The 26,885-nt window shown below is 61.3% G+C and carries 21 protein-coding genes and 2 pseudogenes; 8 read left to right on the top strand and 15 right to left on the bottom strand.

What is annotated here, in order from left to right; genetic code table 11:
• Positions 1-831: 831 nt before the first annotated feature.
• The 7 genes and pseudogenes from EN859_RS28945 to EN859_RS28915 form a co-directional block, all read right to left on the bottom strand.
• A complete protein-coding gene (locus tag EN859_RS28945; RefSeq protein WP_127856349.1) occupies positions 832-1,434 on the bottom strand; it encodes a TetR family transcriptional regulator in 603 nt (200 codons plus the stop codon).
• Between the two features lie 55 nt (positions 1,435-1,489).
• Complete coding sequence (locus tag EN859_RS28940) at positions 1,490-2,662, bottom strand: alpha/beta hydrolase (RefSeq protein ID WP_245525755.1); 1,173 nt, start codon at positions 2,660-2,662, stop codon at positions 1,490-1,492.
• Between the two features lie 71 nt (positions 2,663-2,733).
• The gene (locus EN859_RS28935) at positions 2,734-3,231 is read right to left on the bottom strand and encodes a hypothetical protein (protein WP_245525754.1); all 498 of its coding nucleotides are present in this window, start codon (positions 3,229-3,231) and stop codon (positions 2,734-2,736) included.
• A gap of 134 nt (positions 3,232-3,365) precedes the next feature.
• Positions 3,366-4,156 (bottom strand): annotated as a pseudogene (locus tag EN859_RS28930) (3-hydroxybutyrate dehydrogenase).
• Between the two features lie 19 nt (positions 4,157-4,175).
• Entirely contained in the window at positions 4,176-4,967 is a 792-nt protein-coding gene (locus tag EN859_RS28925; RefSeq protein WP_127856352.1) for an acetoacetate decarboxylase, read from the bottom strand.
• Between the two features lie 32 nt (positions 4,968-4,999).
• Entirely contained in the window at positions 5,000-6,157 is a 1,158-nt protein-coding gene (locus EN859_RS28920) for a DUF3734 domain-containing protein (protein WP_127856396.1), read from the bottom strand.
• A 44-nt stretch (positions 6,158-6,201) separates the two neighbouring features.
• On the bottom strand, positions 6,202-6,885 hold the full coding sequence (locus EN859_RS28915; protein ID WP_127856353.1) for a TetR family transcriptional regulator: 684 nt from the start codon (positions 6,883-6,885) through the stop codon (positions 6,202-6,204).
• A 146-nt stretch (positions 6,886-7,031) separates the two neighbouring features.
• Between EN859_RS28915 and EN859_RS28910 the strand changes: the two genes are divergently transcribed.
• Together EN859_RS28910 and EN859_RS28905 are read left to right on the top strand one after the other, a co-directional pair.
• Complete coding sequence (locus EN859_RS28910; protein WP_127856354.1) at positions 7,032-8,099, top strand: efflux RND transporter periplasmic adaptor subunit; 1,068 nt, start codon at positions 7,032-7,034, stop codon at positions 8,097-8,099.
• Positions 8,096-11,188, top strand: coding sequence for an efflux RND transporter permease subunit (locus tag EN859_RS28905; protein ID WP_127856355.1), 3,093 nt, complete (start codon positions 8,096-8,098; stop codon positions 11,186-11,188). Before EN859_RS28910 ends, EN859_RS28905 begins: the two co-directional genes overlap by 4 nt.
• A 915-nt stretch (positions 11,189-12,103) precedes the next feature.
• Here EN859_RS28905 and EN859_RS28900 read toward each other — a convergent pair.
• The gene (locus EN859_RS28900) at positions 12,104-12,337 is read right to left on the bottom strand and encodes a hypothetical protein (RefSeq protein ID WP_127856356.1); all 234 of its coding nucleotides are present in this window, start codon (positions 12,335-12,337) and stop codon (positions 12,104-12,106) included.
• Between the two features lie 168 nt (positions 12,338-12,505).
• On the opposite strand from EN859_RS28900, the gene EN859_RS28895 reads away from it, so the two are divergent.
• Entirely contained in the window at positions 12,506-12,775 is a 270-nt protein-coding gene (locus tag EN859_RS28895) for a hypothetical protein (protein ID WP_245525753.1), read from the top strand.
• Positions 12,776-12,796: 21 nt separating this feature from the next.
• Positions 12,797-12,967, top strand: a pseudogene (locus EN859_RS28890) (alkylhydroperoxidase); the annotation flags it as partial.
• 35 nt (positions 12,968-13,002) lie between these two features.
• Here EN859_RS28890 and EN859_RS28885 read toward each other — a convergent pair.
• From EN859_RS28885 to EN859_RS28870, 4 genes are all read right to left on the bottom strand, one after another.
• The gene (locus EN859_RS28885) at positions 13,003-14,094 is read right to left on the bottom strand and encodes a Tat pathway signal protein (RefSeq protein ID WP_127856357.1); all 1,092 of its coding nucleotides are present in this window, start codon (positions 14,092-14,094) and stop codon (positions 13,003-13,005) included.
• Positions 14,095-14,133: 39 nt separating this feature from the next.
• Entirely contained in the window at positions 14,134-15,792 is a 1,659-nt protein-coding gene (locus EN859_RS28880) for a PEP/pyruvate-binding domain-containing protein (RefSeq protein ID WP_127856358.1), read from the bottom strand.
• Positions 15,789-17,735 carry a DUF47 family protein gene (locus EN859_RS28875; RefSeq protein WP_127856359.1) on the bottom strand — a complete coding sequence of 649 codons (1,947 nt, stop codon included), beginning with the start codon at positions 17,733-17,735 and terminating at the stop codon, positions 15,789-15,791. The genes EN859_RS28880 and EN859_RS28875 overlap by 4 nt, the downstream gene beginning before the upstream one ends.
• Before the next feature lie 355 nt (positions 17,736-18,090).
• Entirely contained in the window at positions 18,091-19,638 is a 1,548-nt protein-coding gene (locus EN859_RS28870; RefSeq protein WP_127856360.1) for a CHAD domain-containing protein, read from the bottom strand.
• Between the two features lie 243 nt (positions 19,639-19,881).
• Here EN859_RS28870 and EN859_RS28865 point away from each other — a divergent pair, with 243 nt between their 5' ends.
• Together EN859_RS28865 and EN859_RS28860 are read left to right on the top strand one after the other, a co-directional pair.
• Positions 19,882-21,399: an NAD(P)/FAD-dependent oxidoreductase gene (locus EN859_RS28865; protein ID WP_127856361.1), complete on the top strand. Its 1,518-nt coding sequence runs from the start codon at positions 19,882-19,884 to the stop codon at positions 21,397-21,399.
• A gap of 197 nt (positions 21,400-21,596) precedes the next feature.
• Positions 21,597-22,811 (top strand): MFS transporter, encoded by a 1,215-nt coding sequence (locus tag EN859_RS28860; RefSeq protein WP_127856362.1) that lies wholly within the window; start codon positions 21,597-21,599, stop codon positions 22,809-22,811.
• Between the two features lie 294 nt (positions 22,812-23,105).
• Here EN859_RS28860 and EN859_RS38350 read toward each other — a convergent pair whose 3' ends face one another.
• Genes EN859_RS38350 through EN859_RS28850 form a run of 3 tightly spaced genes read right to left on the bottom strand, consistent with a single transcriptional unit; the run spans position 23,106 to position 24,477 of the window.
• A complete protein-coding gene (locus EN859_RS38350) occupies positions 23,106-23,261 on the bottom strand; it encodes a hypothetical protein (protein WP_189502309.1) in 156 nt (51 codons plus the stop codon).
• Between the two features lie 27 nt (positions 23,262-23,288).
• Positions 23,289-23,876 (bottom strand): CDP-alcohol phosphatidyltransferase family protein, encoded by a 588-nt coding sequence (locus EN859_RS28855; RefSeq protein ID WP_189502307.1) that lies wholly within the window; start codon positions 23,874-23,876, stop codon positions 23,289-23,291.
• Between the two features lies 1 nt (position 23,877).
• The gene (locus tag EN859_RS28850; RefSeq protein ID WP_127856364.1) at positions 23,878-24,477 is read right to left on the bottom strand and encodes a hypothetical protein; all 600 of its coding nucleotides are present in this window, start codon (positions 24,475-24,477) and stop codon (positions 23,878-23,880) included.
• Positions 24,478-24,620: 143 nt separating this feature from the next.
• Between EN859_RS28850 and EN859_RS28845 the strand changes: the two genes are divergently transcribed.
• Positions 24,621-25,490, top strand: a complete 870-nt coding sequence (locus EN859_RS28845; protein ID WP_127856365.1) for an SDR family oxidoreductase — start codon at positions 24,621-24,623, stop codon at positions 25,488-25,490.
• A gap of 8 nt (positions 25,491-25,498) precedes the next feature.
• Entirely contained in the window at positions 25,499-26,581 is a 1,083-nt protein-coding gene (locus tag EN859_RS28840; protein ID WP_127856366.1) for a zinc-binding dehydrogenase, read from the top strand.
• Positions 26,582-26,885 lie beyond the last annotated feature (304 nt).

Here is a 26,885-nt window from a genome sequence, read left to right as displayed (position 1 = left end):
GCGCCAGACGTGCTTCTGCGGGCTGTTACGGTCTTTGACCAAGGCAACCAAACGCCGATGGTCAGAAGGCGAGACGGTGAGAGATATTCCTGTGCGCATACCCATGACTCGCACGCGGGCAGGCAAAGGGAATCCCGATCCGGACTCTTATGTCAGGCAGGAACCACTAGGAACGGTAAGACAGGACTGTCGTCCAAGTTGACCAAGTTCGACAAAGGTTAGTCTATAGCGGACTGATCAATGCCAGCGTCCGCTTTGGGTCATGGCGGTGAATTGATCCGGAGCAAGCGAGCTTCCGCTTCGCGTCGATTCCGGCCGCCTGGTTTTCGCAAAAGTCCCGGATTAAAGCGACTGTTTTGCGTCTGATTTTTGCACCGTCCCACAATAGGCAGTTTCGCGACCACCGCAACCATGGCGGTTGCTGCGGCGTATTTCTGACCCAGCCTATGGGGCTATCGCTTGCCCGAATTCTGAGCCAGAGCGCATTGAGGTATATCCAAAAGAGCCAGGGCAGGTCGAAAAGCGGAAGAGCGGGCCTCGGCTGGATTGCGCCCAATATCTGCCGTTGAGGTGAACTCCGTATTTCTCCAATAGCAGACTGAGCTTCACCGTCCTTCTTTATCTGTTGGAAGAGCTAGTTTGCCGAGTGGTCGTTCCATCGCTGGCAGCTGCTCCCCGCCGAATTTACACCATTCCTGCACGCGGATGAGCGCCACCTAACCGCAAGCATGACCTAGCCGTCGGAACGCGGAACTCCAGCAAGGCAGAGGTCAGTGTATTGCACGCGCTGCCGGTAAGCCTATTTCGCATGATCGACAGGCGCCTACGCAGTTACCGCAACGCATCAATCGCGAAGGAAACGAGTTCCTGAGCTGAAATCTCGCAATGGTTCGGAGGCGTTGCACCGACAAGTCTGGGGTCCCACAAGACGACGAGCGAGGCGCATAAGCAGGAGGCGGCCGCGCGCGCATCTGTCCGTTGGAACTCCTTTGTGCCAATGCCGGCGCGAATAAGCTCTCCCACGAGGCCGTGAAGCCGAGTTCGAAATTGTCTGAAGGACGGCCAGTTGCTGCTCGCGGTAAGGACAATCAGGCCGAACATTTGCGGGTCGCCCTGCAGGGCCTGCAGCAGCAAGCGATGGTGGCCAAGCATCGTTTCTTTCAATTGGTCTGTTGCGCGCGCCAAGTCGCCTGCACTGGATGGCTCGAAGCAGAGGTCACTTTCGTAGAAATCCGCTGCGATGGCGTCCCATATCTCCGCCTTCGAGGGGAATGTTCGGTACAGCGTTGCGGGAGATTTTCCAAGCAGTCTAGCGATGTCGGCGACAGTCGTTTTCGACAGCCCATACAGGCGACAAGCCGCCTTGCCAGCTTGAATGATCGGGAATCTCTCATCGGAATGGCCGTTCTTCGCAGTCTTGGGAATGGTCGTCATTTCACTCTCGACGGTAAGCTCGGATCACTAATTCGCCTGTAGCCACGCTCGACAATCAGTACGAAATCTGCCCGTCCACTATCTGGCCCCCTTGTGAGGAAAGCTCCCGTTTCAAAATCTCGCGGGCATTCGGACTGATGACCGAGGCTGGAGCGGCAACGGCCACCCGCGCTGCCGAACCGGCGAAATTGGCGGCCGTTACCCCGACCTTATCGGCAAACGTCGCCTCTCCCCCAGTTAAGCCTTGCCCTGCAAGCCGCCGCCCGAGGAGGCGCACGATTCCGGGAGTATCGGCAAATGCGTTGTGGCCGAGTGGATCGGGGGAGGTGATGTGGCTGGTGTCGATAACCGAAACGCCAAGCGCTTCGAGCACGGAAGCGTAGGGCCTGAGATCGGTTCCACCGACGCGGCTAACTCCTCCCGAAAGCAGTCGGGAGACTTGCAGGGCCTTGTCATTGGTTGACGTAAAGATCGTGAAATGCGGTCGGGTCGCGCCCATCTCGATGAACTGACGGCGAAACACGTCGATGTCGATATCCGGCGACGCGAAAACCACATTCCTAACTTTCGTCGGGATGGTCTGGTCGCGCATGGCGATATCGCGCAGCGCCTCGGCCGTCAGCCATGCGCCCATTGAGTGAGCCAGGATCGTCACGTCGGCGACGTCGGGACTTCTTGTGGCCTGGAGGATCAGGTCTTCCAAGGCGCGACGTGAGTAGTTGGTGCTTTCCTTGTCATAGAGATAGTCGAATGGATCTCCGCGCGACGGCCATGTGAAGAGAACCGGGGCTGCATCGGTCCCGGTATCGTGAACGATCTGGGCGAAGCGGAACACGGCATCGGCGTATGTGTTATTGAAGCCGTGCACGAAGATGAGTACCTGCCGCTTGCCGTTGCGATTCTTGCGAACCCACTCAAGAACTGCGCGTTGCGAGGCGATCTTCCCCACGCTGAGTACGGCAAACTCCTTTTCGGGATCGGGTTTCACGAGAAGAGGCCACTGGATCTTTCCGACCGTGCGGTTCCGATCCGGAGGAATGGAGACGACTATCGTGTTGAGCGAGATCGCCGTTCCGCGATCGCCGCTATAGAGCTGGCCGCGATTGTCAGATGGCTTGCGCGTCGTCGCGACCAGCATGTCTACGTGGCCAGCATCACCGGCGGCAAAGGCGAGAGGTTGAAAGACGTTTTCGGGTCGAGCGGCGCAGCTGATCAGCAGGCACAGCATCGCGGGGAGGAGCAGGACCCGCCACCAACGCACACGAACCCCCACCCTCGGCCAGCCGTGCCGTTCTCTTCTCATCGGACGACGGCCAGACTGCGCAGAAATTGATCGGCGGCGAGCACGATGAAAGAAACCACGGTCATCATCAGAGCGCGCCGGAAGCGCGTCTGCTTGATGATCCTGACGCGAGACACCTTTAGCAGTTCGGCGCCAAGAACCGAGGTCCAATCGGAGGTTTGCGCCTCGCGGACGAAGTCCTCGAGATTGGCGAATGTGTTGGGGTCGACATAATAAACGCGCTGCTCAGAGCCACAGAACTTCTTCGCGACAAGATCCTTTTCCGCGCGGGTCCGGCTCGGGTGAATCACCTGCCCGAACTGCAGAATCGGCATGATAAGAACGCCCCAGGCGCCTGCGAAGAACAGTGGCCCGAGCGGCGCGTGCGTCGGCAGGAGATCTCCGAAATGGAGCACCAGATTAAGCGCCAGGATGTAGCCCACGCCGACGATTTGCGCCTTTGTGTCATAGGCGCGTACCGTCGTCTGCGCTTCCTGCAAAGCGGCGAGCAGCATCTTGTCGGTATAGTCGCGCGTGTTGCCTCGGCCGGGCATCCTGGAATCCGTTTGAAGAATGTGGTTGGAGGGCCCTGCGCCCCTCCGAGCTTCGTTCTCTTCAAGCCATCCCGCCGGGATGGCCCGTTCGCCAGCTACTGCATGAACCAGCCGTGGCTGACGACTATCGACTGGCCGGTGAGGGCGTTCGAGGGGAACGCGGCGATGAATGTTGCGGTCTCGGCCACGTCGGAGACCGTGGTGAACTCACCGTCGACAGTCTCCTTCAACATCATCGTGCGGACGACCTCCTCCTGAGAGATGCCGAGCTCGCGCGCCTGCTCGGGAATCTGTTTCTCAACGAGCGGCGTGCGCACGAAGCCTGGGCAGATCACGTTGGCACGGACCCCATGAGCGGCCCCTTCCTTCGCCACGACCTGGCCAGACCGATGAGGGCGTGCTTGGCGGCGACATAGGGCGCCTTGAGGGGCGAGGCCTCCTTGGAGTGCACGGAGCCCATGTAGATGATGGAACCGCCCTTTTGACGGTACATCTGGCGCAGCGCGGCGCGCGTCGTCAGGAAGGCACCGTCCAAATGGATATCCATCATGGTCTTCCATTTGGCGAATTCGAACTCGACGAGCGGCGCCACGATCTGGATTCCTGCGTTGCTGACGAGAATGTCTAGGCTCCCGAATGCCTCGACGACACGCGACATGCCCGCCTCCACCTGTTCTTCGTTGGTGACATCCATGGTGAGGCCGAGGGCGCGCTCTCCGCTGGGATCGATGTCGCGGGCGGCTGCTGCGGTGCGGTCCCGGTCGAGATCGGCGACGACGACCGTGGCGCCCTCGCGGATGAAAGTGAGCGCGATCTCCCTGCCTATGCCGCCCGCGGCACCGGTGACGACAGCCACCTTGCCTAGCAGCCGGCGGCCTGCATTCATGGCCTCCCGGTCAGCAATCTCAAAATGCGAGGTCATAGGTCTTTCCTTTCGCTGCCTTATGGGGAGGAGTTGCCAGGTAGTTATGCACGACCTTACCAAGCCCCAGCGTCAGGTCGGCGATTAGGTGAATGGCCGAGACGACCTCATGCACCGGCAGCTCCGACAGCGGCGCGAGTGCGTGCGAGCTGAGGTCGAGGGCCGCCGGGCCCGTCCAGGCGCCTTTGAGGTGCACATCCTGAAGATGGTATTCGACGAGTTCGCAGATGCGTGGCGTGCCGTCCACGTGAGGGATGATCTTGAGGAGGAAGTTCGGCTCCTGGAGCGAAGCAAGTACTGCCGTTCGATCCGCCGGTCGGTGCTTGAAGCCCATGGTGCCGGTAGCTATACGCACGCGGCCGTAGTCGAGCGTGCCGACCAGCGTGTCGGTCTCGACACCCAGGGATGGGTTCGCAAGCTTCTTCGGAAAACCCCAAAGCTCACGCCCGCCCGCAATCGGGGGCTCATCATTCAGGAACATGCAATGCGAGTAGCTGCCGGGGTTCCCGCGGAACCTCACCGGGATCACTTGACCGGATTCGGTGTAATCGCCAAAACCGGTCGAGTCCGGCATGCGGATGAACTCGTATTTCACCAGCGGCCGATGTTCGTCGACCTCGAGCGGCTCAGGGACAAGCGCCCTCAGCCGCACCGGGTCGGTCCGGTAGGTGATGATCAGATATTCGCGGTTTGCGAAGCGGTAGGGACCCGGCGGAAAAGCTGGGCTTGTCAGCGGCATTGAGAAGGCGCGCTCGCGCACTTCGTTCTCGTTCATTGTAGATTTCCTTTTTTCCGGCATAAGACGGGTTACTCGCGCCCGTGCTGGGAGAGATCGAAAGTCGAAACGCCATCGATTGTGGCGGGCCGCTCTAGAACTTCGGGATGGCGAAGCGTTTTGATCGCGTCGTGGTAGCCGGCGCCCCAATGCTCCGTCATGGCGAGACGAGAGAACTCATAATCCTTGGAGTGCCCCTCATAGGTCCGGCCGCGATAAATAAGGTGCACGAGGCTGTAGACCTTTTGATCAGCCTCTGCGCTCAGAAGCCGGGCCTCGGCCGTGTCATGCAGTTCGTCAGGTAGCTTCGACAGAAGGCTGCCCAGCGCCGAGCGCAGGCGCTGTACCCGCTTAAACTGATCGGTGTTGGCGCGGGTCCGGCTTGAATACTGGATCTCTTTCTGACGGGTGGTGACCTCGGCAATGTTGCGGGGAATTTCCCCTTGCGCGCTCCACAGATCCACCTGGAAGGCAAGGGTGTCCTGGCGGGGAGTGGACTCCGCCACCCATTGCAGGGGCGTGTTCGAGATGAGGCCGCCGTCCCAAAAGAACTCGCCATCGATTTCGACGGGAGGAAAGCCGGGCGGCAGTGCGCCGCTCGCCATCACGTGTTCGGGCCGGATGACATGGGTCGTGTTGTCGAAATAGACGAAGTTGCCGGTGCGCACATTGACCGCGCCAATGCTGAACCGCATCTCGCCGGAATTGATGCGCTCGAAGTCGACAAACCGTTCAAGCGTCGCTTTCAGCTGCTTGGTTTCGTAGTAGCTCGTGGCCTCGATCGTACCGGCTGGATACAGCCAAGGCACGACCAACCGAGGTGAAAAGAAGCCGGCGGCGCCGCCAATGAGGGCGGAGGTCGACCCGATCTGACTGAGGAGGCCACGTGCTACATCACCCGTCGGGAGGGATGCGCCACAGCCAAGAAACCACTCAAGGAGCGGATTGGCGCTGACGGCCTCCCAGAACGCCTTAAGTCGTGTGACCCGCTGGTCAGGCGCATTGCCGGCGATGATCGCGGCATTAATAGCGCCGATCGAAATCCCAGCAACCCAATCGCAATGCAGATCTGCTTCGGCCAGCGCCGCATAGACGCCGGCTTGGTAGGATCCGAGCGCCCCACCACCTTGCAGCAGGAGAGCGATGCAATCGAAGCTCGGGCGCGCAGAACGCTGGTGTGACCTTCGCATCGGCCGACGTTGCGCCGCCACGGCTCGCGCTGCTGATCCATTTGTCATGGTTTTACTCCGAGGAATAATGCAGGCCGCGCCTGATCGGCCGCTGGTTGCGCTGTTGGCGTGCTGATTGCCTCGAGAAACCCGGCCACCATTGGCATTGTGCTTGTTGTGAGCTCAAACTGTCCGGGAGCGCGGAGCCAATCGAGAACCGATCCATTGACCAAAAGCAGGAGCGCGCGCGCGGCCAATTCTGGTGAGAGGGCGGGCGCGAGCCGGCCGCGGGTTGCGGCGAGCGCTATCACGGACTCGAACAATTTCTGGAGCGCCAGGTCCGCTTCCCGCTGGCGCGTAACCACCGGCAGCATGTCCTCGGAATATTCGCAACGCAGCCAGAGTATTGTAAGGATGCGGGAACGTTCCGGATGGGTTTCGAATGCCTGCAGCCCCTCCCGGATTGCGTCGGCCAGCTCGCGCAATGGATCAAGATCAGGCTGAGTACCGAGGCGAGCCGTAAGGCGATCGCCAAACTCCTCGTTCGGCATATTGGCCCGCCGCTCCAGCGCCGTGAAGATCTCCTGCTTGTCGCGGAAATGCCAGTAGACGGCCCCGCGCGTTACGCCTGCGGCACTTGCGATCTGTTCCAGGGTAGCACGGGTCACGCCGCGCTCGAGGAAGACGTCGATGGCCGCGGCCAAGACGGCCTCGCGTGTCTGTTCGGCCTCGGCCTTGGTGCGTCTCATGAGTGAAGTCCTTCCTCTGCGTCAATTTTTACATACATCCACGACTTTCCCTATTTACATACATGCAAGAATGTATATAAGCAAGCCCGAAATTGTCGAGGCCAGCGACGAATTTTATCGGACTGGTCACAACAAGAGGGTCTGTCATGAAGTCCGCATCCACACTTGCCTGCCTGGGGTTAACCGTCTTTGCGTGCGTTGGTGCGTCCGCGCCACCACCGGAGGTCCGCCCTGTGCGAACCGTGGTCGCCTCCGCCAGCACGGAAGGGGAGCCCGTTTCGCTCACGGGCCATGTCCGCGCACGCACCGAGGAGAACCTTGCCTTCCGCATTGACGGCCGGATGATTAGCCGCAAGGCCAGTGTGGGGCAGGTGGTCCAGCCGGGCGACGTTGTCGCCGAAATCGATCCGCAGCCCCAGCAGGATGGACTGCATGCCGCACAGGCGCAGAACGAAGCAGCGCAAGCGGCCGTCCACGAAGCCGCCAACACCCTGGAGCGTCAAAGGACTCTGCTCGGGCAGGGCTGGACCACCCGGGCCCAGTTCGATGCCGCCGAGAGGGCATATCTTAACGCGAAAGCCCAGGTGGATTCCACGGCGGCCGTATTGCACACGGCCCAGGACCAGTTCGGCTACACCAAACTGGTCGCCGACTCGTCCGGCGCCGTGATCGCCACCGGGGCGGAAGCCGGGGAGGTTGTCAGGGCAGGTCAGACGATTGTCACGGTCGCACACGGTGACGGTGCCGACGCGGTATTCGACGTGCCCGCGAGCCTCATGCGCCAGGTCGCCCCTGACGCGTCGATCGACATCGCGCTGACCGATGATCCGTCGGTGCGCGGCGTTGGCCAGGTCCGGGAGGTGGCGCCACAGGCGGATCCCGTCACCCGGAGCTATCGGGTTAAAGTTGGGCTCAGCACCTGGCCGAAGGCGATGCGCCTTGGGGCAACAGTGACCGGTCAGACGCATATGCAGGTGGCGAGCGGCATAGAGCTGCCAGCAACTGCCCTGACGACGGCAGGGGACCGGCCGGCGGTCTGGATCGTCGACGGCAAAACGCAGCAAGTCTCGCTTCGAACCGTCGACCTGCTTCGACAGGATTCCTCCCGCATCGTGATATCGCGAGGGGTCGAGAGCGGCGAAATCGTAGTGACCGCCGGCGTGCATGCGCTGAGGCCCGGCCAGAACGTCCGGCTGCTGGGAGCTTCCCAATGAACCGCTTTAATCTCTCCGCTTGGGCGCTCGCGCATCGTTCGGTCGTCTACTATCTGATGCTCGCTGTCCTTGTCCTTGGCATTGGGGCCTACCTGCAACTTGGTCGCAACGAGGATCCCACCTTCACCATCAAGACGATGGTGGTGCAGGCAAGATGGCCTGGCGCCACGCTCGACGATACCCTGCACCAGGTAACCGAACGGTTAGAGCGCAAACTTCAGGAAACGCCTCATCTCGACTACCTGAAGAGCTTCACAAAGGCAGGCGAGTCCACCGTCTTCGTATACCTCAAGGGATCGACGCCTCCGGGGACGGTGACCGATACGTGGTACCAGGTGCGAAAGAAGGTTGAAGACATCAGGTTGACCTTGCCACAGGGAGTGATCGGCCTGGTAGCTGATGATGAGTTCGGCGATACCTACGGCATCATCTATGGTTTCACCGCCGACGGGTACACCAACCGCGAGTTACGAGACTACGTGGAAAACGTCCGTTCTCGGCTCTTGCAGGTGCCCGATGTCGCCAAGGTAAATTTGATCGGCGCGCAGCCTGAGCGCATATACATCGAGTTCTCGCCTCAAAAGCTCGCGGGCTACGGCCTTACCGCGGAAGCTCTGACAACAGCGCTGCAGGCTCAAAACGTCGTGGTTCCCTCGGGTGAGATCGTCACCGATCAGGAAGGCATCAAACTGCAGGTAAGCGGCGCGCTGAAATCCGAGAAGGATATCCTCGCCGTCAACTTCGCCGTGGGCGATCGCATCATTCGCCTTGCCGACATCGCTCAAGTGCGCCGCGAGGATGCCAACCCGCCAGATCCGATCTTTCGCATCAACGGCAAGCCTGGCCTGGGCCTCGGGATCTCTATGCGCGACGGCGGCGACGTCCTAGCGCTCGGTCGCAACGTCGAAGAAACGATAAAGGAACTTAGGAAGGACTTGCCGGTCGGCATCGAGCCCACAATGATCGCGAACCAGCCGGAGACAGTCAGTCACGCAATCGGCGACTTCATGGAAGCGCTGTGGGAAGCGATCGCCATCGTCCTCGTTGTGAGCGTTTTGAGCCTCGGCTTCCGCGCCGGCTCCGTTGTCGCGATCTCGATTCCGCTGGTCCTCGCAGTCGTTTTCGCGGCAATGCTGGCCTTGGGCATCGACCTTCAGCGTATCTCGCTTGGCGCCCTCATCATCGCTCTCGGCCTGTTGGTCGACGATGCCATGATCACCATCGAGACCATGGTGAGCCGTCTCGAACGTGGCGACGACAAGCCGACCGCGGGCGTCTTCGCCTACGCTTCGACTGCCATGCCGCGGCTTGCCGGGACGCTCGTCACCGTCGCTGGCTTTGTGCCAGTTGGTTTTGCGCGCAGCGACGCGGGCGAATACACTTTCTCACTCTTCGCCGTGGTGGCGCTGTCTCTAATCGCTTCCTGGGTGGTGTCGGGCCTCTTTGCCCCTGTCGTGGGCGTTGCGCTCCTGGGAAAGCCAAAGCATTCGCATAGTGAAATGCTGAGCGCGCCGATGCGCTTGTTCAAGCGTGCTCTGTTGGCTGCAATGCGCGCCAAATGGATCACCATCCTTGTGACGGCGGGTCTCTTCGCTGCAGCCCTGGCCGGAGCCCGTCTCATCCCGCAGCAGTTCTTTCCGTCCTCCGATCGGCCTGAGTTATTGGTGGATTTGAAGCTGCAAGACAACGCCTCGATTCTTGCGACAAACGAGGTCGTGCAACAGTTCGACGAGATCGTGGCCGCCGATCCTGACGTCGAGCATTTCTCGACCTATGTCGGTCAGGGCGCCATTCGCTTTTATTTGCCGCTCGACGTAGCCCTACCGAATCCCTTCTTCGCGCAGTCAGTCATTGTCACCAAAGGACTTAAGGAACGCGAGCAGGTTCGCGCGCGTCTCGAGAAGGCTTTGGCGACGCGGTTCCCGCAGGTCGTCGCGCGTGTCAATCCGCTGGAACTCGGTCCCCCTGTCGGCTGGCCGGTGAAATACCGAGTGGACGGACCAGACCCGGCCCAAGTTCGCTCCATTGCTCTGCAGGTTGCCGATGCCGTAGGCAAGACGGCGGGCCTCCGCAACGTCAACTTCGACTGGGTCGAGCCATCACGGATTATGCGTGTCCGCGTCGACCAGGACCAGGCGAGACAGCTGGGCCTTAGCTCAGCCGTGGTGGCGACCGCGCTCAATGCCATTGTCTCCGGCACGACGGTGACGCAGGTTCGCGACGATATTTACCTGATCGACGTGGTCGCGCGCGCCGAGCAGACGGAGCGGACCTCTCTTGAATCGCTTCGCTCATTGCAGATCCCGCTTCCGGGCGGGCGGGTGGTTCCACTGAGGCAGATCGCAACCTTTGACTATTCCCAGGAATACCCAATCGTCTGGCGGCGCGATCGCGTTCCGACCCTGACCGTGCAGGCCGACGTGGTGCCTGGTGTGCTGCCGGCAACGGCCGTCAAGGCCTTTGAGCCTCAACTCGACAAACTCGTGGCGGCGCTGCCGAGCGGCTATCACATCTCGACTGGCGGCTCGGTGGAGGAGAGTGGCAAAGCCCAAGCTTCGGTTATGGCGGTGCTGCCGGCCATGGGCCTTCTTGTGCTGACGATCCTGATGTTCCAGCTACAGAGCTTCCAGCGCATGTTCCTGGTCTTGAGTGTTGCTCCGCTCGGCATCATTGGTGTGGTGGCGGCCCTGCTGCTTGCACAAGCTCCGCTCGGCTTCGTCGCGATCCTGGGTGTGCTGGCGCTGACCGGCATGATCGCGCGCAATTCGGTCATCCTGATCGATCAGATCGAGACCGAAAGGAGGACCGGCGCCCATCCGTGGGACGCCGTCGTCACAGCCGCGCTCCACCGGACACGTCCGATCTTGCTCACGGCGGCCGCCGCGACACTCGGCATGGTGCCGATCGCGCCGACTGTCTTCTGGGGGCCAATGGCCTTCGCCATCATTGGCGGCCTCGCCATCGCGACGGTTCTCACCCTGATCTTCCTGCCGGCTCTCTATGTCGCCTGGTTCCGGATCAGTGAACCGCGACCAAGCGAGGTCCACGTGGACGCCGCCGAGATAGGAGACCTTGCGTTGCAAGCTTGATTCATTGGCGAGCCGTGGACTGAACCATGGCTCGCCTCATGGCGCTTCAGGAGTGGCTTGCCCCGAGCTACAGGCCGGAGCTCCATTATATGCGCGGCTCGGGCCCGCTCGGATGAATCCCCCGGATGGTGTGGTTTGCGCCTAAACGCGCGACGCAGCCCGTCCTCGCTGAATAATGAGGTCCTACATGATGTGCATAGCATGCAGCCGCGTTTTTAATAATCGCCCGGTGCGGTACTACTTCTGCTCGCTGATTTGCTGGGAGGACGCCAAGGCAAACACCCCTTGGAGGATTCTCGCACATGGTTGGGACCTGTCCTGGCCGCCAGCAAAGCTCACTACTACCGCTTACTTTCCTAAGCCATTCGAGTCACGCCAGCGTACGAGCACTCTACGCGATATGAGTGCCCGTCGCACGCCGCATGGACCTCCGGCAGAGTCCGGCCGGGGGAATTCTCGGGAGAGCAAGGAACCACCGGTCAGTCCTCGGATGAAATGGTCGTTAACACGCATTCAAGGGCTTGCCGACGTGAACCGATGATTTCCGCCTCTCAATCGACAGCGCTCTGTTGTCGGCCTCGAGCCAGCCGTATCATCTTCTCGCGATAGCACCGCTTCGGTGATCGCGGTCGTGATGGAAGGTCGGCTTCTCAACCCAATAACCCGAAAGCTGAGAGTCCGTTTGCGGCCCCGGAAGCTGCCTGTCTGAAAGGCGCCCAATGTCGGCCATACAATTCAGCGTTGCCATTCTCTGAAAGCAGACATTCAACGACTGGGATCGCGGTCGCGTCGGCAAGTCGATAATGGTGGCGCATCGTTCAAACTGGCCCTCTTGGGGAACTTGGATGCGGCCGCTTGCGCCCAAAGCGGCACACCGGAAAACCGGTATCCTCTGCCAAGAGCCTTCACCTGCCACTAGGTGTCTTCGGCGGTCCTCTCGGCTATGGCAAATGCTTGGAGGTTCTTCACTTTGCCATGATCCTCTTCGGCATTGGAGATGATCGAATAGAAGGCAGCCCTCGCGATGTCCTTCTTCGAGGCCCTTGGATGATGGGCCTTGGCGGCCTTTATCAACTGCTTGGGCTTCATGTCCGGCGTTACGACGCGCATAAGAGTATCAGCGATTGCCTGCATTTCGCTTGTGTCCATGTCAAATCTCCCAACTTCCAGCACTGCCAGTTTGCATAATAGTGCGACAAGCTTGCGGCGACAGCGGGGTGTCTCGAACCCAATACAGATCAGACCCAAGCTCGCTTGCACGCTTAGCCGAATTGCGCGATGGTCATCACGGGTGACACAGGCGGAGCGATGTACCGAATGAAAAAGGCATCGCCTTTAGTACCGACCGAAATTCATATCCATACGGTCGCCGATGACAGGGGGAATCTCAGCATTCTGTCGATCCGAACGACCGAAGGGATTTTGGATATTGCTTTGGACAGCCACGCCGCCGATGCCGTTGTGAGCGCTATCGGCTCGATCCGGTCGAAGCTTGGTCAGAGCGAGATCCTGAAAGAAAGCACGGCCGCCAAACCGGGTAGGGAGAGCATAGGAACGCTGAGCAGGACGGACATTCAGTCTTTCTGATCCGTCCCGGCGCTCTCCGAGATGCCCGATGACATCCGCGAGCGCATTCTCGCCGTACAGGAGAAGTCCGGCTTCGTTCCGAACGTCTTGATCGTTCTCGCACACCGTCCCGACGAGTTCCGGGCTTTCTTCGCCTATCATGATGCGCTGATGGACAAGCCCGGCAATCTTAGCAAGGCCGAGCGCGAGATGAACGGCCGTTGCTCTTGTAGGTTGGAGAATGTGCGCTAGGCGAGCACCGTCTCGGCTGGACGGCGCGGCGAGAATGGCAGATCCGGCCCGTAGCCGAGCCTCATGATGATGTCTGGCCGCCGTCCGTTCTCTCCAACCAGTGCCGCTAGCTCGGGACGCAGGCTAGTAACTTCGACTGGTTGGTTGATGAAGGCGTGCTTCAGGCCGAGGCTGGTGGCAGTCAAGGCGAAGCGCTGACAGGCGCGGCCGACCTCGATCCAGTGCGCCTTGTCCTCGCGTTCGGCAAGGAAGACCGCCACGCCCGCCGAGGATGCGAGATGACGCGCATACCTATCATTCTCGGCCCCGACCCGGAAGAATTGGTCGAAAACGAAGTCGCCCAGCACGGTCGGCAAGACAGGATTGCCACTCGCGGCGGAGAACAGCCCGTCTCCGGATGCCATGGCGCTGCGTGGGTTGAACCGCACCCATCGTTTTAGCTCGCGCATGAACGCCGGATCGGCCATTTGCATGCTGTTGCCGGCAATGACGAGATCGCGCACCCGATCGATCCGCGCCCGGTCGATGAGGAGGACCAGCCGAACCTTAGGCCGCGCCGCAGCCAGTTCGAGCCTCGAGAGACCGGCGGCCGGAACGGTGCGGCCATCATATTCGGCACGAGTCGACTGCCGCCTCGGGATTGCGGCAAGCAGAGGATCGGACCTTGCCGGGCCCTTGGAAAAGACATAGCGGGCACCATTCCCGTCGAGATCGATCTCGATCTCGCCTGGCCGCCCGGTTGCTGCAGCTGCAATTGACAGGTTCTCGGCTGCGCACCCGAGGCTGACGAACAGGTGGTGATCGTCCGGATCGACGGCGGGTGTCCGACGGGAGCTATCGGGCAGGATGTCGATGACGCTATCGCTTGCGTGGAACCGCCAGGGTTGGGTGTTGTGGCTGTTGGCGGCGAGCGTTGCATAGCGGACGAGATCGCGAATGTCCGGCGCCGTCGTCAAACCGGCGCGCACCCGGCTCGCATAAGCGTCGTAAGCGGTCATCGATCCGACCGATGACGTCCAGGCGGCTGTGCCAGCCCCTGCCAACAGAAGCGCGCCGCCAGCGCCGATCAGAAGACTTCGCCTATTCATATCGTGCCTTCGCCAAACCGAATGCCTGTCGCATACACGCTAAGCCACGATCGCGCTTTCGGGCGAGGACACCAGTTGGGTGAGGCGTCCATGCAGTGCATCGAGGCGGGCCAACAGCTCGACTGGCACGGTCTCGGCAATGTGTGCCGCTCCCGAATAGATCTTGCCGCTGTTGCCATCCAAGGTCAGTGTAGCGCCCTCGGGAAAAACCGTGCCGCCAAAGGCGACCTCCCTTCGCGTGTCATCGATCGTCATTGTCTCGCTTCCCACCAGGCAGACCTTGCCAAGCTGCCGCGCGACGACCGCAGCATGGGACGTCCTGGCACCATGCTGCGTCAACAGACCGTCAGCGAGGGCGAGCGCGGCGATGTCGCTGGTCTCGGCATCGCGGCGAACCAGGATCACGCTCGCACCCGCGGCCTTACGCTCCCGAACCCTGGTTTCCTCAAGCCCGATCTCACCGCAGACGACGCCGTTGGCTGCGGAAGATGCCGACGCGATCGGCGACAGTGCTGCGCCATCGCCGGCCGCGATCGTAAGAACGGTCAACGCCTGCCGATCGAGCACGCGAGTCCGCTCGCGTGCGGTCCCGGCATCGATCAAACCCTCGGCGAGCAAATCGAGCGCGATACGGGCGGCCGCAAACGGTGTGCGCTTGCCGGCGCGTGTCTGCAGCAGGAAAAGGACCCCTTCCTGGACAGTGAACTCGAAGTCCTGCATGTCGCCGAAATGACGTTCGAGCAGCGCTGCCGCATCGACCAGCTCATCCCAGACGCGCGGCGCGACGGCTGCAAGTTCTTCATGGCCGCGGGCCGTGCGGCGTCCGCTGACGACATCCTCGCCCTGAGCATTGAAAAGGAAGTCCACCCAAGGATTGGGGTCGCCGGTGCTGGGATTGCGCGTGAAGCCGACACCAGCGCCGGAGAGGCCGCCGGCGTTGCCAAACACCATACGCTGGACGGTCACGGCCGTGCCCATGTCATGCGATAGGCCGTGAAGATTGCGATAAGCGACGGCCTTCTCGCTTCCCCACGACCGGAGAACGGCGCTGATCGCTTCGCTGAGTTGGACCTCCGCGCTTTGCGGGAAGGGTGAGCCGGTCTCGCGCTGGAATGTTTCCAGATGCCGACGCGCGATTTGCCGCAAGCTCGCAAAGTCGAGCGCTCCTTCATCCTCACCCTGCCTGACGGCGGCAAGATCGGCCTCGAAATGCGCGGCATCGATGCCGGCGACAACCTCGCCATAGCCGGCGATGAGGCGGCGGTAGGCGTCCCATGCAAGCCGCGGATGCCCAGTCAACCTGATCAACCCGGGGACGGTCGCGTCGGTCAGGCCAATATTCAGCAGCGTGTCCATCATCCCCGGCATCGACACCGGGGCACCTGACCGCACGGACAAAAGCAGCGGACGGCGGGCGTCTCCCAGCTTCAGCCCGGTAAGCGCTTCGAGCTTGACTAGGGCCGGCCGCCAAAGTTGCTGGCCGACGGCTTGGGGATAGGTGCAATAGCCCGTCCCCAACACGAAGGCCGGCGGCACGTTGAGCCCAAGCGCGGACATCCGCGCAAGATTGTACGCCTTGAACCCGAGGACGGCCTGAGTAGCTATCTCGGGCAACTGCTCCTTGCCGCCGATTATGTATACGCACTCCAGGTCTTCCCTGGTCGCGGGCCGGTCGGCCGCCTTCCCGGAAGCACTCATGCCTCAGTCCCCAGGCGGCTGAACGCCAGATCGCGAATCCGGTAAGCGGTTGCAAGCAGCACATCCGTCGCAAGTTCCAGTGCCGCGGCGAAATCGGTGGAGAGATTGAGCGTTACGGCATCATCAATATTGCGCACCAAGAGCCGCCGCACGTCGCGCAGCAACTGGTCACACTGCTGTTCGGCATTGAGAACGCGCCACGAGACAGCGATGAAATCCTCATGGTCGCTGGCGTCGCTGCCTTCGCCGAGCGTGCTGGCAATCGCCAGCAGCTTGACGTGATCCTGCGTGGCTTCGAGGACCTTCTCCGCGAGCTGCTGCATCCCTTGGCGCACCTCGATCGGCCACTCCGTGTGACGATTCTCGGCGATCAGCGATAGCACGAAGGCCGCTTCTTCCATCGCGTCGGCAATGTCGTCGGCACGTTCGATCAGCCGTTTGAACGGCAACCAGCGCGGATTGCGTTCGGCTCGTGCGCGCGAGCGCATGACGAGCAGGTCCGCCTGGCGTTCCCATGCCTTGGCCTGCTTGGCCAGCTTTTCCGCGTCGTTGGCGGAACGCTCGTGGCCATGTGCGATTGCGTCACGAATCCCTTCGGCCAGCGCGTGGCAAAACGATGCGTGTTCCGCGAGCAACGCGAATTCGTCATGATGGCGCCCGATATGGCGTATCAAGAGCAACCGGATCGTGTCCGTTATGCGCGACACAGGCTGATGCTGCTGCATCGCCAGGGACGATGCCGCCAATGCCTCGACCAGGAAATCCCGCGCGGGTGCATCGCCCATAACGGCGTCAAGCCTGTCGCCAATGCGAAAATAGTCGCCACCGATTGCTTCCATGGCGGCAAAGATCAGCGACTCGCCGCCCGCCTCCAGCCAGCCCCGGTGGCCGATTTCTCGGCGGGCGCATTCGTTCAGCACGTCGCTGGCTCCGGCCTTGCCGACGATCTGCTGCAGGCGCTTGCGGGCGCGATTCCAGTCGATCAAAAAAACGATCCGCGCGCCCAGCCCTTCCAGCGCCTTGCGTAGTGCTGCCTCGTCGGAACATTCAAATGTCGCGGTGCCGACGTAGTATGCGTCGCCGAAATTGAGCCCCTCGGTCATCTGCGAGCCGATCGCTGACCATTTCGCGCCGATCTGGGAGAGCGTATCCTGAAAGAATACGAAGCGCTGTCGGTGCAAGTCCGAGTAGGTCAGCGTGAGAATCATGCCTTCGACCTGCGCGACAAGGACATGCGCATCGTTGGTGCCGATGTCGTTCTGTATGAGAAGGCGTTTGCCGTCGCGTGTTGCCGCCGTTTCCAGGCCCGGATGATCAAGTTTCAGCGCTCGCGTGCGATTGAGGCCGCGCATGAAAGCTGAAACCAGCGGCCGGTCTTCCTGTGCCAGTTGCCAGACATGGGCGCCGTCGATCGCTTCGTCGGATAGAGAGGCCGCTAGCTGGTTCAGCGCCTTGTGCAAATCCATCACAAGGATGTGGAAACTGTCTTCCTGACCGCGCTTGCCGCCGGTCAAGGCATTCAGATGCGTTGCGTCGAGCGTGCCGCCTGAAAGGCCACCGAGCCATTGGCACCACTGCTCGACGCGCGTGCTAAGTGCGACATGCGCCTCATCGGTGCTGCCCTCGATTGGCCGCGCCATGGCAAGCAGATCGGCGCGCAACTTCTCCACGAGCTTGGGCAGGTTTGCGAGATGCAAGGTGGAACCTTCGAGACAGGCCGAGCTGGGAAGATCGAGAACCCATGGTGCGTCAATGTGCGCGGCGGAATATTCCCGATGCAGATCGAGTTGTACCGTTCCCGGGTGATCAGCATGAGCGTAGGCCGCCTGTACCACCGTCAGATAGAACTTGATCCGGTCGTTGGCTGCTAGCGCTGCCTTGATCCAGGCAGGGCGCAATAGCTCCGTCTGTCCGATCGCTGCAACGACGCCGGTCTTCTCCATATTCAATCCTCACTCACCGGCTTTTTTGGGCAGTGCTTAAAAGTAAACACGCACGCCATCAGATCAGCCTTGATGTGGATCAAGGAGCAACGCTATCGACAATTATGACTGGCTGTCGACTTTCATAACTATAGAGGCGGATGATAATTAGCCGGCATAGAAATAATCTTGGCAACATAGGGCGCAAAGCGATTATCGGCGTTGAAACGCTGCCCTATTCAGGTTTTATCGTCCCAATGACCCAGAGCGCGGCCGAACCTGAATGAAATTGGCCGGCACCATTCCACCTTCTGGTCAGGTTCTGCTCTGGTGCGTATCGCGAAAATCCTCCAGCATGGTCGCCGCCTCCGGCTTGTCACTTCCAGAATGGACGAGCCTTTTTGAGACTTCGCCAAAGCGCGGTCGCGCGAGTCCAGCTGACCTCGGCACGCGCTTGGCTCGAGCCAAGTACCCATCCGGCTGCGCGTTGCGCGGCCGGATTGTCCGCGCTGAACACCTCCGCTTCGGTCAGCGTGGCTCTGACTATCGCTGCATCGTTCAGGTCGCCAAAGACGGTCTGGAGTCCTTTCAAACGCTTCAGGAAGGGATCGACGCGCTTTGCCGGGTACAAGGGAGAAAAGAACTCGACCACATATCGCAACTTCTTCAGTTCCTTGCGCAGCTCGTGGCGTTGTTCCGCCGTCAAAGTCTCAATTCCATGCGCATGCTTGACGACCTTCTTCCACCGTTTTTTGAGCGCCTGTCCGGAGAGCTCGCCGATCGGCGCTGCAAGTCGCTCGGTCTGCCCGAAATCCTGGGGAACGAGCCAGCCGCGCGTCTCCACGAAACGCGCCAGATCGATCAGGAACGCCTGGACGCGCGCTTCGACGAGAAGCTTGCGCAGGTGATCGCGCAGTTCGGTTGTCCGCCGTGGAAGCGCTTCAGAAAGGGCGGCGAGACCGGGTTCGTCCGGATGTGACTTGGCATCCCGCCCCACGATGTCGTTGGCCACCACGTCGAGGTCCCTCAGGTGCCCGACCTCTTGGCCAAGCCAGCGCGCTTCGCCGTTGAGCCTCTCCATTTCCGGGCTCTGCAAAAGCGAGAAGACCGAAAACGCGCTGCGCAGACGGCGCAGGCCGATCCGTAACTGATGCGGCCCTTCGGCATCGTCGACCTTCCTGACGGCCAGGATATTTGCTGCAATCTGATCGAGGCATTCGCGCAGGATGTCACGCGCCGCCAACTCGGCTGTCTGGGCTGGATCGATCGCAACTCCCTTGGCGTTTTGCGGGCATAGCGGAAAGTCGATCCTTCCTTCCTCCGCCAGAAGATAGCCGCGTGCCGCCTTGGAAAGCCTCGAGAACCTCAAGCCGCCTTTGGGAAACAGTGCGTGTGTGATATCGAACAGCCCACCAGGGTTGCCTTCGACGGGTTCGATCTCCACTTCGCAAAACTCGGCCGAGCGTTCCCCGGCACGGATCTCGCCAGTGTCCACCGCCAGTTCCGCTCGAGTGCCATCCGCAAGCAAAAGCTCGCCGGCGGACCGCTTGATCACGGTCTCGCAGACAGGCTGCAGCGGTGTGCCATTCAGGAGGTGAAGGACCTCCTCGCGAATCGCCGCTTCCGGAATCGCTTCCGGACACGGCCGTCCCCCCGGCGCGGGGTTTTCCACCTCGCCGACCTGCGACAGACCGCCGTGCAGTTCTGCATTGGTCTTGACAGTCTGTACCCACCGACGTCCGTCACGCCGAAGCCGCAGCGCAATCCCGGCCTTCTTCAAAGCGTGTTCGGGGGTATCCAGATAAATGCTTCTGAGCGTTTTCGTTGTTGGGTGGCCTTTGGCCAGCTTGGATGCCGTCACCTGCGCCCACAGTTCGCGCGACGTCGGCTCGTCGAGGAGAAATTTCAGCTCGATCTCGCTCATGTGACTGCCTTGTGTGGATTTTGTTACAGCGCTACGTCGATTGGGCGTGCGTCAGCAAGCCTCGCGAGGTGCATGACCGCTGCGCAGCGGTTCGGTACAGCAAGCGACAGCACAGGCATCCAACCGCGCCCAAGCACCTACAACGCCCAGGGCCGACCCTCCTTGATCTTGCTCAAAGACGCTCCCGCGAAAAATCCCGATGCTGAACTCGCTTGAGAGTTTGGCTTAACGAGGAGAGGGTCGATGAAGCCTGCATCGAGAAAGATCGTCATTGTCGGCGGCGGCGTAGCCGGCCTGTGTGCAGGCGTCTATGCGCAGGCCTCGGGCTATCAGGTCGAGGTCTTGGAGCAGGGCAGCGTACCAGGTGGGCTGGCGACGAGTTGGAAGAGGGCCGGCTACACCTTCGAAACCTGTCTGCATTGGCTGGTCGGATCCTCGCCCGACGGCGCGCTCGGAGCCCAGTGGCGCGAAGTATGCGATCTCGACAAGCTGACCTTCGTCTATCCGGAGGAATTCCAGCGGCTCGAGACGGAGGACGGCCGAGCGCTCCGCATCTATAGCCATGTCGATCAACTGGAGGCGGAGTTCTTGCGCGCGTCGCCGCAAGACGCTGAGGAGATCAGAGCCTTCGCCTCGGCGATACGCGGGCTCGCGGATTTCCCCATGGAAGCGCTGAACGAAGCCTGGCCGCGCAAGGGGCTGGCGCTCCTGCGTCTTATCCCCAAGCTGCCACTTCTCCAGCATTGGGCCTCGATGAGCGCAGCTGAGTACGGCAAGCGTTTCGAGCACGAGCTTATCCGGCGCTTCTTTGTCGACGGCGCGACCAGCGGCATGTCGGTGATCGCGCTCGTCTTCATGTTCGCATGGATGAGCCGGAAGAACGCTGGCTATCCGATCGGCGGCTCGAAGGCCGTCGTCCGCCTCATCGTCGAACGATTCCGCGCGCTCGGCGGGACGTTGCGCTTGATGGCGAAGGCGGACGAGATCCTTGTGGAGAACAATGCCGCTGTGGGCGTGAGGCTCGCAGATGGAGAAACGATCCACGCCGATTGGGTGATCTCAGCCGCAGACGGTCACGCTACGATCTACGATCTGCTGGGCGGCAAATACCGGGACGAGGCGATCGACCAATTCTACGAGAAGCAACAGGTCTTTCCCTCCTATCTTCAGGTGTCGCTAGGCGTCGCGCAGGACTTGTCGGCCGAGCCGGGCTTGCTCAGCCGCTGCCTGGCAGAGCCGCTCCGCCTGGATCCGGAAACCGTCTTGCACGAAGTGCCGCTTCGGATATTCCACTACGATCCGACCTTCGCGCCGCCGGGCAAGACGGCGGTCACTGCATTCCTGCCGACGTACAACTACGCCTATTGGCTCGATCTCGAACGCAGCGATCCGAAGCGCTATGCGGCCGAGAAGCAGCGCGTTGCCAGAGCCGTAATCGCTATTCTGGACCGACGCATGCCGGGGATCCGCGAACGCATCGAAACCATCGACGTTTCGACGCCCGCAAGCGTCGTTCGTTTCACGGCCAACTGGAAGGGAAGCATGGAGGGCTTTGTCCCGACGCCCGGAACAGGCTTCGGGGCGAAACGCCAAACCTTGCCAGGCCTCGATCGCTTCCGAATGGTAGGTCAGTGGGTGCAGCCGGGCGGCGGCTTGCCATCCGGCCTGATGACGGCGCGCACTGCTATCCGGGCGATTTGCCGCAAGGACCACGTGCCCTTCGTGCCGAAGTCCGCATCCGGGGTCGATCAAGCTGCCTGAGTTGCGCTAGCCAAGTGGGCGTTCGTGCCCGGAAAGTCGAGCCACGCGCCGATACATGGTGTGCCTATGGTGCGCCGTGCTTACTTCGCGCCACTGGTCTGGCGTGGGCGCCGTGCTAGCATGTTGACAAGGCGTGGCTGATTCCCGTCGCAGCAATCAGTCGACATTATTGCTCTCAATCCTCCCTATGTCTGCCTATGAAGCCTTCTCTTGCCATAGCTGCCATTCTCGGATTCGTGGGGTTCGTCACCTCGTTCGGCGCGCATGTCGTGGCCGTGAACCTTCCCAGCTACGCCAAGGAAGTTGGCGTTGGCTTGGCAATGATCGGTGTCCTTATCGCCGCGTACGATCTTGCGGAGATCGTGGCCAAGCCCTTGTTCGGTGCTTTGGCTGACCGAGCGGGCATGAAGCGGACAATGCTCGTCGGAATAGCGGTCTTCGTCCTGGCTTCCCTTCTCTATCCTTTTGTTGATCCGCGTCTCCTCGTGGTCGTTCGCTTCTTGCAGGGTGTCGGTGCCGCCGCGTTGTCTGCGGTCTCATTGGCCCTTGTCGGCGTTTACTTCGCGGAGAACCGCGGACGGGCCTTCGGCATCTACAATGCGATCAAGGGCGCCGGCTACGTCGTCAGTCCCGTGATCGGCGGCGCGATCGTGCTGCAGAGCAGCTTCGCTGCCATCTTCTATGCAACGGCAGCCGTCGGTGTGCTGGCTTTCTTGATCTCTACCATGCTGCCGGATCCGCAGACGAGCGAACAGCTCAGTCTCGACGATGATGATGACTTCTCGCTTCGGAGCTTGTGGCAGGTCGCGCGCCAGCCGGACCTGCTGACATGGTATCTCGTGATCGTCGTCAACATGTTCTTCGTTGGAATCCTCTTCGGCTTCCTGCCCGTCTATATCTCGAGTCTCGGCTATACGCCGCTCGAGAGCGGGATTGTGATCTCGGTCGTTGCCTTGGCGTATCTGCTTGTTCAGCCCGTTGCCGGCTGGGTCGCTGATGTCATTGAAGCGGCGACGACAATCAAGATCGGGCTTGTCCTGTCCGCCCTGAGCGTGATTGCGGCCCCCTTTACACAAGGCAACTCGCTGCTTGCGCTGTCGATTGTCGCCGGCATCGGCGTCGGCACGGTATGGACGAACAGCGATCTGCTCGTGAGCAGGCTGGCCAAGGAGGGACGATTGGGCGCGACGATGGGCGTCGCCGGATCGTTCAAGGAGTTCGGCGACATGGTCGGCCCGTTGTTGATCGGCGCGCTGTCGCAACTGCTCGGCCTGACTTTCGGCTTCGTCATCTGCGGCGTTTTGGGTCTTCTGTCTTTGGTGCTCGTGTTCGGAAGGCATGAAAAGCGCGCAACTGCCGATTCGATCGGGCCTTCCTATACGTCCGACGAGGATCGCAAGATGAACGGCTGATCCTCGGAATGGCACTCGCCTGAGCCTCAATGTCAAACATCAGCCTGGGGCACTGTTTGCCATAACGCATCTTCAGAGGAAGGGCAGAATGGTGTCGTTTGCCGCCCCTTGCTCAGGTGCCAACCAATGTCGCGATGTGGCGCCTTTGTGCGCTGCAAGCATGAAGCAGCCCACGATGCCCAGGGTGCCGGCTGTCAGCGCCAGTGCGGGGCCTTATCCTTCAGAAGACGCATCCATTCGAGAACGACCGCTGTGACCAACGCGGCTGCCCACAGAACCGAGATGTGCCAGTCGTCACGTTTGATTGCGGTGAAACTCGCTCACCCATTTCTCGACATCCGTCGAGGCGCTCAGATCTGCGAGGTTGCGATGGGAGGCAAAGCCGAAGATCATGGCGACGGGAACGAGAACGAAGCTCGCGCCAACGCCGAAACGTTTGATACGGTCCATCAGGGGAGGTCTCCCCTGCCGGTTCTGCTACAGGCTCGTCTTAGGATATCGAGCACCAATCAGAATTTGCCGGCGCGTCGCCAGCGTGTAGGCGGCTCGCGCGCCCAGAGTAATGGTGAGTGAGGCCGTGGCAGCCGATAGAATTACGAACTGCAGCAGAAGGTCCTGAAGCAGCAGGGTGGCGGCGATGGCGACGAAGAGGATACCGCCGATATAGCGGCCGACCGGATCATAGATCGTCGACGTCAGGCACGACGACAGGAGAAACACAAGAAAGGCAAGGGCGATCAGGGCGACTAGCCAGACTGGATAGATGTCAAGGTAGGCAAAGGCGGAGAACGCCGCCGCGATGACCGCAAAGTCAGCGGTCGCGTCGAAATAGGCGCCGGCTCGCGACGGCGTGCCGAACCGTCGGACCAGCGATCCATCAGCCGCGTCCGAGACCATGGCGAAGCCGAGACAGGCGAATGCCGCTTGAAGCTCGAGGCGCGTCACCAGCCACCACACCAGCGGCGCACTGGCCAGCCGCAGTCCAGTGAGAAGCTGCGGCAGCAGCGGCAAGAGTTCGAGCCTGCGCGAGCCGCCGCTGCCAGCGCAGAACTGCCTGGTCACCATGCTATTGGACCGCTGGCTGCAAAGCGCGTCCGGTCTCCCGCGCAATCTGGATCGCTCTGTCGGTGTTGGAGCCGGTGTATTTGTTCGCTTCGTCATTGGGCTTCATCGTCGTGAGCCCGAGACTTCGGATTGCGCGGCCGCCCGCCCGAACCACCATCTGCTCGGTCAGCTTGATCGCTGGCTCAACGTCGCCGGCGCCGGTCAAAAGTACCACGACGGGCTTTCGGCCGAAGTCCGCCACCCGCTCGATATAGCGGGCAAGCGGCTTTCCGGGTGCACCGCCATAGACGGGCGAGCTGAGAATGATGAGGTCGTAGCCTGCGACCGCAGCGGGTGCCTTGCTGCTCGCTGTCGTGGTCGAGACTTGCCACCCCGATGCGACGAGGCCTTCGCTGAATGCTTCGGTCACCCGCTTCGGAAAACTGCTGAGCCCCGGCTGGTAGACGACCAGCGCCTTGCCGGCGGTTCCGTCCGGGTTGGAGACCGTGAGTGGCGTCACCGTCTCCTCATTGAGCCGCCATACCAGCCATGTAAACGATCCGCCGGCGATCACGACGATAATGGCCACCGCGATGAGCAGGCCTGTCCAGAAAGTGCTCATATCGTTGCTCGCTCTATGAGAGACGCCCACCGCTTAGAAAAGCTAACAAGGGCCGCCGCCGTCCGCTTTGACCGCGATCAAGGACTGGGCCTTCGAATTCGGGTGTTGTTGGCTCCCGGCTGACCTGCTGAGTGGAGCGAGCGATGGGAAGCACAGACATTGCCCGCAGGACCGCCCTGATCACCGGAGCAAGCAGCGGGATCGGTTACGAATTCGCAAAGCTCCTTGCGCGTGACCATTTCGACCTCGTGCTGGTTGCCCGCGATGCGTCGCGGCTCGAACGCGTGGCTGATGAGCTGAGGCAAAGCTTCGGCATTACGGCGATTGTCATACCAACCGACCTGTCGCGGCCCGAGGCCGCAGCGGTCATCCATCGAGCCCTGCAAGACAAAGGCATCCATATCAATATCCTGGTCAACAACGCAGGCTTCAACGTCTATGGCCCGTTCTGGGAGACAGATGCGCAGCGCGAGCTGGACATGATCCAGACGAATATCGTCGCGCTGACGCAACTCTCGAAGCTGCTGCTGCCCGAGATGATCGAACAGCGCTCCGGCAAGATCCTGAATCTGGGCTCGACCGGATCGTTCGCGCCTGGACCGCTCAACGCCGTCTATTGTGCCACCAAGGCCTACGTCCTGAGCCTTTCTGAAGCCCTTGCTGAAGAATTGAAGGGTACGGGCGTCACCGTGACGACCTTGTGCCCCGGCGCGACCAGGACCGCATTCGCAGAGCGGGCCCAAATGATCGATACGAACATTTTTCAGGGCAAGTTGCTAAGTGCAGCGGAGGTTGCGCAGGCGGGCTACCGCGCGCTGATGCGGGGTGACACAAGCATCGTCGTTGGGCTCGCGAACAAACTCCAGGTTCTTTCGATTCGGTTCGCGCCGAGAGATGTCGTTGCGAGGATTGGCAAACGCATCATGAGCCGCCTTGAGGCTCGCCACGGTGGCAAAGAGCCTCTCGGCGCTCCCACCTCAGGTCGAACCGGCGAACGCGGATCCAGAGGGTAGCGGAGCCTATGTACAAGCGGGCCGTGCCGGAAATAGGGAACACGGCAGGCCAACCTGCATCCCTGGTGGGCAGGGCTGTTGTATTGACCCGGCATGGCGGCTCCGAGGCGTTAGAGCTGCGTCAGTGGGAGACCCCGCCGCCGGAACCGCGACAGGTGCGCCTCCGCGTAGAGGCAGCCGGCATCAGCTTTGCCGACCTGCTGGTCTGTCAAGGGCTGCATCCGGAACGGCGTCCGACACCGCATGTCCCGGGCTGGGATGTGGTCGGCATCGTCGAATCGGTCGGCTCGGAAATCCGCCATGTGAGAGTTGGCCAACGAATTGCCTGTCTCTCGATCGTAGGTGGCTGGGCAGAGCATGCGGTAGTGCCTGGTGAGTGGGTTGTTCCGGTCCCGGCGACAGTCACGCCGACGCTGGCAGTGTGTCTGGTGATGGACTACGTGGTCGCTTACCAGATGCTGACCCGATCCACATCGATCAAGACAGGTGACACGGTGCTGCTCCAGGGCGCCGGTGGAGGCGTTGGGACCGCGTTCATGCAGATAGCTCGTCAGTTGGGCGTGCGGGTTCTTGGCACGGACCGTGCGGCTAAGCGAGCGCACATAGAGGCCGAAGGCGGTGTCCTCATCGACTTTGAGCACGAGGACGTCCCGACACGCTGCAGAGAGCTGACGGACGGTCGCGGCGTCGCGTACGGATACGACGGAATCGGCGCCACCGCGACAGCATCGCTGCGGACGCTGCACCCGGGCGGGCGATTGGTCTGGTTCGGCATGGTCACCCTACTGTCGCGTGGTGAGCGGCATCGGCGAGGCAGCGCATGGACGGCCTGGAAACTCGCATTGGCCTTTGCTGCGAACCTGCTCCCCGGAGGGAAAAGAACCTCCCTATACAGCATTCAGACGCTCGCGCGTCGTCACCCCGAGTGGTACCGCGAAGATCTTGCCGCCCTGATGGCGATGCTCGCCGAAGGCAAGCTTTCACCGCGCATCGCCAACGTGCGTACGCTGGAGCAAGTGCCTTCAGCGCTCGGGGACTTGGCAGGCCGAGGGCCTCCAGGCAAACAAGTGATCGCTGTTGGGCCGCAGTAAGTTGCGGGCGGGCACGCGTGATGTTCGCCGAGTGAGGCGCCACAGTAGGTCATCCGCCGCCTTCAGCTGGCTCATATCCTTCTGAAGGTCTGCAAGGTGATGGAGCTGCCTATTCGAGCCTCCTTCCCGACCCCGGTCGGGTTGTTTCGAGGGTTGGTGGCAAGAGACCTGCGGACGCTGTTAGCTCGTTTCTTCTGTCTTATTGATCACGATCAACGACCGATGTTTGTGATCGCCTTAGGGCTCAGTGCGTGAAGAACGCCGCGTAGGAAGGAAGCGTGCGGCAAGAGGCTCCACACTGCGA

Origin of the sequence: Mesorhizobium sp. M00.F.Ca.ET.216.01.1.1 (assembly GCF_004010325.2) — a bacterium.
Lineage (GTDB): Bacteria > Pseudomonadota > Alphaproteobacteria > Rhizobiales > Rhizobiaceae > Mesorhizobium.
This window is presented reverse-complemented; position numbering and strand designations above follow the sequence as displayed.